Origin of the sequence: Rhizobacter sp. (assembly GCA_021153565.1) — a bacterium.
Taxonomy (GTDB): Bacteria; Pseudomonadota; Gammaproteobacteria; order Burkholderiales; family Burkholderiaceae_C; genus Albitalea.
Window position 1 is genome coordinate 20,787 of sequence record JAJKJU010000240.1, and the last position, 9,405, is coordinate 30,191.

General features: G+C 63.0%; 10 protein-coding genes. All 10 read left to right on the top strand.

The window, feature by feature from the left end:
• Window positions 1–96: 96 nt before the first annotated feature.
• The 10 genes from flgB (at window position 97) to flgK (ending at window position 9,279) form a co-directional block, all read left to right on the top strand.
• A complete protein-coding gene (gene flgB, locus AC30NL_RS15480; RefSeq protein ID WP_489464890.1) occupies window positions 97–501 on the top strand; it encodes a flagellar basal body rod protein FlgB in 405 nt (134 codons plus the stop codon).
• An 11-nt stretch (window positions 502–512) separates the two neighbouring features.
• The gene (gene flgC / locus AC30NL_RS15485; protein WP_489464891.1) at window positions 513–917 is read left to right on the top strand and encodes a flagellar basal body rod protein FlgC; all 405 of its coding nucleotides are present in this window, start codon (window positions 513–515) and stop codon (window positions 915–917) included.
• A gap of 2 nt (window positions 918–919) precedes the next feature.
• Window positions 920–1,585: a flagellar hook assembly protein FlgD gene (locus AC30NL_RS15490; protein ID WP_489464892.1), complete on the top strand. Its 666-nt coding sequence runs from the start codon at window positions 920–922 to the stop codon at window positions 1,583–1,585.
• A 35-nt stretch (window positions 1,586–1,620) separates the two neighbouring features.
• Window positions 1,621–2,886, top strand: coding sequence for a flagellar hook protein FlgE (gene flgE / locus AC30NL_RS15495; protein WP_489464893.1), 1,266 nt, complete (start codon window positions 1,621–1,623; stop codon window positions 2,884–2,886).
• A gap of 141 nt (window positions 2,887–3,027) precedes the next feature.
• Complete coding sequence (gene flgF, locus AC30NL_RS15500) at window positions 3,028–3,753, top strand: flagellar basal-body rod protein FlgF (RefSeq protein WP_489464894.1); 726 nt, start codon at window positions 3,028–3,030, stop codon at window positions 3,751–3,753.
• Between the two features lie 29 nt (window positions 3,754–3,782).
• Window positions 3,783–4,565, top strand: a complete 783-nt coding sequence (gene flgG / locus AC30NL_RS15505) for a flagellar basal-body rod protein FlgG (RefSeq protein ID WP_489464895.1) — start codon at window positions 3,783–3,785, stop codon at window positions 4,563–4,565.
• Window positions 4,565–5,242, top strand: coding sequence for a flagellar basal body L-ring protein FlgH (locus tag AC30NL_RS15510; protein ID WP_489464896.1), 678 nt, complete (start codon window positions 4,565–4,567; stop codon window positions 5,240–5,242). Before flgG ends, AC30NL_RS15510 begins: the two co-directional genes overlap by 1 nt.
• Before the next feature lie 39 nt (window positions 5,243–5,281).
• Window positions 5,282–6,415, top strand: coding sequence for a flagellar basal body P-ring protein FlgI (locus tag AC30NL_RS15515; RefSeq protein WP_489464897.1), 1,134 nt, complete (start codon window positions 5,282–5,284; stop codon window positions 6,413–6,415).
• 1 nt (window position 6,416) lies between these two features.
• On the top strand, window positions 6,417–7,277 hold the full coding sequence (gene flgJ, locus AC30NL_RS15520; protein WP_489464898.1) for a flagellar assembly peptidoglycan hydrolase FlgJ: 861 nt from the start codon (window positions 6,417–6,419) through the stop codon (window positions 7,275–7,277).
• Window positions 7,278–7,290: 13 nt separating this feature from the next.
• Entirely contained in the window at window positions 7,291–9,279 is a 1,989-nt protein-coding gene (gene flgK, locus AC30NL_RS15525) for a flagellar hook-associated protein FlgK (RefSeq protein WP_489464899.1), read from the top strand.
• Window positions 9,280–9,405 lie beyond the last annotated feature (126 nt).

Genomic DNA, 9,405 nt, shown 5'->3' on the forward strand with positions numbered 1-9,405 from the left:
ATGGCGGCCAAACGTGCGCCTATTCCCGCTTATGTTTTGGAAGTCGGCAAACACAATGCCTTTCATCAATTCGCAGGTACGCCCTGCGCAGGCATCATGATCAACCGACTCACCGACAACCTCGACTTCCACGGCCAGGCCTTGAGCCTGCGCTCCGAGCGTCAGCGTCTCATTGCAAGCAACATCGCGAACGCCGACACGCCGGGCTACGTGGCGCGCGACATGAACTTCGCGCAGGCCCTGAAAGAAGCGACCGGGGGCATGCAGCCGGCGCAGATGCTTGCCACGAGCCAGGCCGGCCACATCGGCGGCACGCCCGGCGCCCGCGGCGAAGCCAATCTTCTTTATGCGACTCCGAGCCAGACCAATCTCGATCGCAACACCGTCGACATGGATCGCGAACGTGCGAACTTCGTCGACAACTCCGTGAAATACGAAGCCACGCTGCGTTTCATCAACGCCGACGTGCGCAGCATGCTCGATGCGATTCGCGGGCAGTAAGGAGTCATCTCATGTCGATGTTGAACATCTTCAATGTGGCCGGAAGCGCAGTCAGCGCGCAGAGCCAGCGGCTGAACGTCGTCGCGTCCAATCTTGCCAATGCCGATACGGTCGCGGGCCCCGACGGCCAAGCCTACAAGGCGCGGCAAGTCACCTTTCAGACGCAGTTGATGGGCGCCGTCGGAACGGCAGGCGTGAAGGTCAGCACCGTCACCGAAGACCAGGCGCCCGGCCGCAAGGTGCACGACCCCAAGCATCCGAGCGCCGACGCCGAAGGCTACGTGACCTACAGCAACGTGAACCCGGTGGAGGAGATGGTCAACATGATCTCTGCCTCGCGTTCGTACCAGAACAACGTCGAGGTAATGAACACCGCCAAGACGCTGCTTCTCAAAACCCTGCAGATGGGTAATTGATCATGGCCGTTGGAAACGTCACCACCAACGCGGCGACCACGCCGGCCACCTCGGCTGTCACGAGCGCCAGCGACCCGTCCAGCGCCGACCGCTTTCTGAAGCTGCTCGTCGCGCAGATGCAGAACCAGGACCCGCTCAACCCGCTCGACAACGCGCAGGTCACGAGCCAGATGGCGCAGATCAATACCGTCAACGGCATCGAGAAGCTGAACACCACGGTGCAAGGCCTGCAGAGCAGTTTCACGCAGATGCAGGCGCTGCAAGGCGCATCGCTGGTCGGACATGACGTCATCGTCGCGGGCAACAAGATGGACTTCAGCGACGGGACCGGCGCCAGCGGAACCACCGGCGTGGGCGGATTCGAGCTCACATCGCCCGCCGATGCGGTGAAGGTCGAAGTGCTCAATGCCGCCGGGCACGTGGTCGACACGATGCAGCTCGGCGCATCCAGCACCGGCCGTCACAGTTTCGAGTGGGATTCGACCAAGTTCGGCACCGACACCAACCTCACGTTCCGAGTGACCGCCACCAATGGCGCGGCCACGCTTTCTTCGACCGCGCTCATGCGCGACAAGGTCCTGGCGGTCAGCACCGCCGGCGACAAGCTGACGCTTGATCTCGCGCGTTCGGGCTACGTGCCTTACGCCGACATCAAGGAATTCAACTGATCACCTCCCCGCCGTAGCAGTATCAAAGGACAACCATGGGCTTCCAACAAGGTCTATCCGGTCTCAACGCCACCAGCAAGAACCTGGAGGTGATCGGCAACAACATCGCCAACGCCAGCACCTACGGCGCGAAGGCGTCGCGTGCCGAGTTCGCCGACATGTATGCGAGCGCCATGAACGGCGCTGGCTCCAACACCATCGGCATCGGCGTGAGCCTGCAGGCGGTGTCGCAGCAGTTCACGCAGGGCAACATCGCTTCGTCGCAAAACCCGATGGACCTCGCCATCAACGGGGCGGGCTTCTTCCAGGTGACCGACGGCAAGAACCCGACGATGTACACGCGCAACGGTGAGTTCAAGGTTGACCGCAACGGCTATGTCGTGAATGGGCAGGGCAACCAGTTGATGGGCTACGCGGCCGACGGGGCGGGCACCATCCTGCCAGGCCAGGCCAAGGCGCTGCAGATGCCCACCGCCGGCATCACGCCACAGGCCACCGCGAAGATCAAGGTGGAGATGAACCTTGACGCTCGCTCGGCGGCCACGCTGCCCGCCGCAGGGCCGGCCGTCGACTTCACCGATCCGACGACCTACAACAACGCGACCTCGCTCACGGTCTACGACGCCAAGGGCCAGGACGTGGCGCTCACCTATTACTTTCAGAAGGCGTCTACAGATACATGGAACGTCTACGTCACGGCCAACGGCACGCCGCTCGCCACCGACGCCAGTGGCAACCCGGCGGCTTCGACGCAGATTGTGTTTCCCTCCAATGGAGGCACGCCGACGTCGCCGGTGGGGCCGGTCGCGCTGAACATTCCAGCATCGACCAATGCTGTGGGTGCGAGCACGTTGCCGATCAACGGCGTGGCGCTGAACCTGGCGGGTGCGACGCAATACGGCTCGCCCTTCGGCGTGACTGACATGTCGCAGAACGGATACGCCGCGGGCCAGTTGGTCGGCCTCCAGTTCGAATCGAATGGCATCGTCACGGCGCGTTATTCGAACGGCCAGTCCAAACCCGCCGGGCAGGTCGAAATCGCGACCTTCCGAAATCCTCAAGGCTTGCAGCCGCTGGGCGGCAACTCGTGGGCGCGCTCGTTTGCGACGGGCGACCCCATCGTTGGTGTTCCGGGTGACGGCACGCTGGGCGTGCTGCAGTCGGGGGCGCTTGAAGAATCGAACGTCGACATGACCGCTGAGTTGGTGAGCATGATCACCGCGCAGCGGATCTATCAGGCGAACGCGCAGACCATCAAGACACAAGACCAGGTTCTGCAGACCCTTGTGAACTTGCGCTGATGAATTTGCAGGGTTGGCATAGCGAAGGGCGCCCGTGCATGCAGCTGAGAGTGTCGAAGGAGCCACGCGATACGCGCAACCCGTGGGCTCTTTCGACAGGATGCACGGACCTTCGCTTCGCCCACTTGCAAGAAAGCAATCATGGACCGTCTCATCTACACCTCGATGTCCGGCGCGAAGGCGACCATGCAGCGCCAGGACACTCTCGCGAACAACCTCGCGAACGTCTCCACCGTCGGTTTCCGTGCCGAGTTGCAGGCGTTTCGTGCAGTGCCGGTGCTGGGCAGCGGTGCCAGCACGCGGGTCTTCGCGCTGGAAAGTACGCCCGGCTATGACGCAAGCGGCGGCACGGTCACGGCCACCGGCCGCAACCTTGACATCGCGATGAAGGGCAATGCCTGGCTTGCCGTGCAGGGCTTGGACGGGACCGAGGCATACACCAAGGCCGGCTCGCTCGACGTGTCGTCCGACGGCACGCTCACCACGAGCGCAGGCCTCACGGTGCTGGGCGATGGCGGGCCGATCCAGCTGCCCCCCAACAGCGAAGTGAACATTGGCGATGATGGCACCGTGAGCGCGAAGGCGCCTGGTGGCAAGGCGACGCCGGTGGGCAAGCTCAAGCTCGTCACACCCGAAGTGCCGCTGACCCGTGGCACTGACGGCTTATTTCGCGGTGCAGATGGTGACTTGAGTGCGGACCCGAATGCGCGCGTACAAGATGGCGCGCTCGAAGGTTCAAACGTGAGTTCGGTTGAAACGATGGTCGCGATGATCACCGCGGCCCGTCAGTTCGAAGCGCAGATGAAGATGCTCCAGACCGCGGAAGGCAATGAAAAGTCCGCGGCACAGTTGTTGTCGATGAGTTGAAATGAAAAAGTAGCGAAGGACCAAACACCATGATGCGTTCCCTGTGGATTTCCAAGACAGGCATGGAGGCCCAGCAGACCCAGCTTGACACCATCTCCAACAACCTCGCCAACGTCTCGACCAACGGCTATAAGAAGGCGCACGCGGTCTTCGAGGATCTGATGTATCAAAACCTGCGGCAAGCGGGTGCGAACAGCACCGAGCAGACGACGCTGCCCACGGGCCTGCAGGTCGGTCTCGGCACCCGTGCGGTGGCCACTTCGCGCAGCTTCAGCCAGGGCAACCTGCAGGCCAGTGGCAACAACCTCGACGTGGCGGTGCTTGGCAACGGTTTCTTCGAAGTGCAGATGCCCGACGGCACGACGGGCTACACGCGTGACGGTTCATTCCAGGTCAGTGCCACTGGTCAGCTCGTCACGAACAACGGCTATGCGGTGCAGCCGGGCATCACCATCCCATCGACTGCGCAAAGCGTCACGATCGGCTCGGATGGCACGGTCAGCGTGACTTTGCCCGGGCAGGCGACGGCCCAATCAGTGGGCCAGATCCAGATCGCGAGCTTCGTGAACCCGGCCGGACTCGACCCCAAGGGCCAGAACATCTTCGGCGAGACGGCCGCATCGGGCACCGCCAACAGCGGTGCGCCGGGAAGCAACGGCCTGGGCAGTCTGCGCCAGGGTTTTGTCGAGACGTCGAATGTCAATGTCGTCGAAGAACTCGTCGCAATGATCCAGACGCAACGCGCCTACGAACTGAATTCGAAGGCGATCCAGACCTCCGACCAGATGCTTCAGAAGCTCGGGCAGTTGTGATGAAAAGCATGAAGACAATGGTGGCCCTCGGTGCTGCCACGATCCTCGCCGGCTGTTCCACGCTCAACCCGCGGCCTCCCGTCGACGTTGCCGAGCCGACCTACGTGCTGCCGCAGCCTGTGGCCGCACCAGTCGTGAACAACGGCGCGATCTTCCAGGCTGCGCAGTACCGCCCGCTCTTCGAAGACCACCGTGCGCGCCTCGTCGGCGACTCGATCACGGTGCAGATCGTCGAGAAAGTGAGCGCGAGCCAGAAAAGCACGAGCTCCATCGACAAGAGCGGCAAACTCGCCGCCGGCGTGACGGCGCTGCCGGGCATCTCGCCCAACTCCTTCGGACGTGCCACCGCGGCCGCCACTTCGAGCAACACCTTCGAAGGCAAGGGCAGTACCGAGAACACCAACGACTTCTCGGGCACCATCACCGCCATCGTCACGGGTGTATTGCCCAACGGCCATCTGCTGATCGCGGGTGAAAAGCAGATTGGCGTGAACCACAACGTCGACGTGCTGCGCTTTTCGGGTCAAGTGGACCCGCGCGCCATCCAGCCAGGCAACTCCGTCGCCTCTGTGCAGATTGCCAACGTCCGCATCGAGCATCGTGGCCGCGGCGCCCAGGCTGAGGCCAATGGAATAGGGTGGTTGGGGCGCTTCTTTTTGAATGTTCTTCCCATTTAAGTTTGCCCAGAATCGGATGCATCCAAACGTGTTTCCGACATGGAAAAAACAGACAAACTCCTGCACACGCTGATCGCGCTCGCATGGCTGCTGGCAACCGCCACCATGTGGTGTCCGCAAGATGCCAGCGCCGCGCGACTCAAGGAGGTTGCGACCGTGCAAGGCGTGCGCAGCAACCCGCTCGTGGGCTACGGCCTCGTGGTGGGCCTGGACGGCACCGGCGACCAGACCACGTCGGCACCGTTCACCACCCAGAGTTTGAACGCCATGCTCCAGCAGATGGGCGTGACCGTTCCTCCGGGCACCAACATGCAGTTGAAGAACGTGGCGGCCGTGATGGTCACTGCGCAGTTGCCGCCGTTTGCCCAACCCGGGCAGACCATCGACATCAACGTGTCGTCCTTGGGCAATGCGAAAAGCCTGCGTGGCGGCACGCTGATCGCCACGCCCTTGAAGGGCGCCGACGGGCAGGTGTATGCCTTGGCGCAAGGCAACCTCATCGTTGGGGGGGCGGGTGCCTCGGCGGGTGGATCGAAGGTTCAGATCAATCACCTGAGTGCAGGCCGCGTGCCGGAAGGCGCGACAGTGGAGCGCGCGGTGCCGACGCCGCTCAATCAAGGGGATACGCTGCAGCTCGACCTGAACTCGCATGACTTCAACACGGCGCGCGAAGTCGTTCGTGCGATCAATGCGCGCATGGGCGAAAACACCGCGTGGGCAGTCGATGGTCGCGTTGTCCGCGTGCGCATGCCTGATGCAGGCGTCTCGCGAGTGTCATTCATGGCGGACATCGAGAACCTCGACATCGCGATTGCATCGCCGGCAGCTCGCGTGGTGATCAACGCACGCACAGGTTCGGTCGTGATGAATCAGGCCGTCACGCTTGCGCAATGCGCAGTCGCGCACGGCAGCTTGTCGGTCACCATCAGCAGCACTCCGCAAGTGAGCCAGCCGAATGCGCTGTCCACGGGCGGGCAAACCGTGGTCACCGAGAAATCCGACATCTCGATCACGCAGCAGGCGGGATCGATCATTCAAATGCCGGCGGGCACCAAGCTCGCGGATGTGGTGAAGGCATTGAATTCGCTCGGGGCGACGCCTCAGGACTTGCTCGCGATCTTGCAAGCGATGAAGTCGGCTGGCGCCTTGAACGCCGAGCTCGAGGTGATCTGAAGTGAATCTACCTTCGACATCCAGGCTCGCGACTGACACGCACAGCGTCGACTCGCTGCGTGCGCGCGCAGCCACCGATCCGAAGGCGGCCATCAAGGAAACGGCCAAGCAGTTCGAAGCCCTCTTCATGCAGGAACTGATGAAGAGCATGCGACAGGCGCAGCAAGCCATGTCCTCGGGGATGCTCGACAACGCCGGATCGCAAATGGGCACCGAGATGCTCGACACGCAGTTCGCCACCAAGATGACCGGCCTGCCCGGCGGCCTGAGCGACGTGATTGCGAGGCAGCTCGAACGGCAGATGGGTGTCGGCAACAACGCGGCGATTGCACCAGCCGGTGCGGCCAATGCGCCGGTTCGCACCAATGCGCCTTCGCAGAAGACTTCGCAACGCCAGAGTGACTTCATTGCCCTGCACACTGACGCGGCACGCGCAGCCGAAGCGCAAACCGGCATCCCTGCCACCTTCATGGTGTCGCAGGCCGCGCACGAGACCGGTTGGGGAAAGCACGAAATCAAGAACGCTGACGGATCATCTTCGTTCAATCTCTTTGGCATCAAGGCGGGTGCAAGCTGGAAGGGCAAGGTCGCCGAAGTGACCACCACAGAGTACGTTAACGGCGCACCGCACAAGGTGACGGCCAGATTCCGCGCCTACGACTCGTACGCCGAGTCCTTCAGCGACTACGCCAAGATGATGAAAGACAGCCCGCGCTACCAGCAGGTGCTTGCGAGCGCCGGCAGTGCGCAGGGTTTTGCGCAGGGCCTGCAACGAGCGGGCTATGCCACCGACCCCGCGTACGCCGACAAGCTCACGCGTGTGATCAACACGACACTGCGTCTGCAACGCAGCGTTGCATGAAAGGGCACTCGCGATGAGCGGTTCCGCATTGATGGGTCTGGGCACGCGGGCGTTGTTTGCCAACTATGCGGCGCTGCAGGCCACCGGCAACAACATCTCCAACGCCAACACCAAGGGCTACTCGAAGCAAACGGTCGAGCTCGAAACAGCTGGCGGGCAGTTCAGTGGCGCGGGCTTCTTCGGCAAGGGCGTGGACGTGACGACGGTGTCGCGTGCGCACGACGAGTTCCTGACGCGTGAAGCCGTCAATGCGCAATCGATGGCCGCCGCTGATTCAACTCGCGCTGACCAGCTCAAGCAATTGGAAACCGTGTTCCCGACCGGCGAATCGGGTGTGGGCTATGCCGCTGGGCAGTTCCTTAATTCCTTTGTCGATGTGGCGAATCATCCGCAGGATCTTGCCGCTCGGCAGGTCGTGCTCGGCCAGGCACAAGACGTGGCTTCGCGCTTTCGCGCCGCGGGCGAGCAGATGGATTCGCTCCAGGCCAACGTCACCTCGGAGATCGGCGCTGCGATCAAACAGGTGAATACGCTCGCACTGCGAGTGGCCGACATCAACGGACAGATTTCACTCGCGCAAGGTTCAGGGCACCAGCCCAACGACTTGCTGGACCAGCGCGACAACCTGATCGGCCAGATCGGGCAGTACCTGCAGGTCTCCACGATTCCAGCGAGCGATGGCACGATGAGCATCTTCATCGGCGGCGGCCAGAGCCTCGTGCTGGGCGGCCAGGCCTCGCAGCTCGCGCCGATGACCGACGAGTTCAACCCTTCGCAGATTCGCGTGGGTCTGAGCGATGCGAGCGGCACGCATTTCATTCCGAGCAATCTGATCACCGGCGGCTCGATCGCAGGCCTGCTCAAATTTCAAGACACCGACCTCGTGGCGGCACGCAACCAGCTCGGCCAGATGGCCGCGGCGCTGGCAGGCAAGGTCAACGATCAGCAGGCACTGGGCCTGGACCTCGGCACGCCGGCAACAGCCGGTGCGGCGATCTTCTCGACCGGCGCCACCATCGTGCTGCCCGCGAGCAGCAATGCAAAGGACGTGGCCGGCAACCCCGTCGCGTCCTACGTTAACGCTTCGGGCACACGCGTGCCGAGCGTCAGCTTCACCGTCATTGATGCGACGCAGCTTCGTGCCAGCAACTACCAAGTGCAGGCCGATCCGGCGACGGCGGGCAACTATCTCGTCACGCGTCAATCGGACGGAACGCAGGTCTCGATTGCATCCGGTGGCACGGTCGACGGCTTCCAGCTCAATGTTGTCGTGCCGCTGCCCGCGGTGAACGACCGATTCCAGCTTCAACCGGTGGCGGGCGCCGCGCTCAACATGCGCCGCGTGCTGGACGATCCGAAAGGCATCGCGGCTGCATCGCCCGTGACGGCGGCGGTCGGTGCGACCAACACTGGCACTGCCTCGGTTGCAAGCGTGAAGGCGGTAAGCAACACCATCAACCCCAACCTCACTGCGACCCTGAGCTTCACTTCGGGCACTGGCAACTACGACTGGGAATTGCGCGACGCGACCACCGGCATTGTTGCGAGCAGTGGATCGGCCGTGTGGACGGCAGGCCAAAGCATCAACCTCAATGGTTTCGAACTCAACCTGAACGGCGTGCCAAAGACGGGCGACACCGTGGTCGTGCAGAAGACGGCCTACCCGGCCACCGACAACGGCAATGCGCGTGCATTGACAGACTTGCGCGACGTGAAGATGGTCGGCGTGATCGGCACCAGTGGCGGCGTGACGGTGACCGATGCCTACGCCAACGCGATGACCGACATCGGCGTGCGCGTGCAGAGCTCGCAGATTTCGGCCGACATGTCGGCTGCGGTCGCGAGCGACGCGCAAGCGGCAGTCAGCGAGAAGACCGGCGTGAACCTCGACGAAGAGGCCGCTCGCCTGATCCAGTTTCAGCAAAGCTATCAGGCCGCGGCAAAGATGCTGCAGGTCGCACAGACGGTGTTCGACACGCTGCTCAAGGTCGCCGGCGCCTGAGGACATGGCGCAAAACAATTTCCCATTTTGGGGGCGCAGGGCGGGCGCGCTGCGGCGTTGCTCCTCGCTTGTGTGGCTCGCCACACGGCGCTCGGAGCGCCTTGCATCGCATCCCGCCCTGCGCCC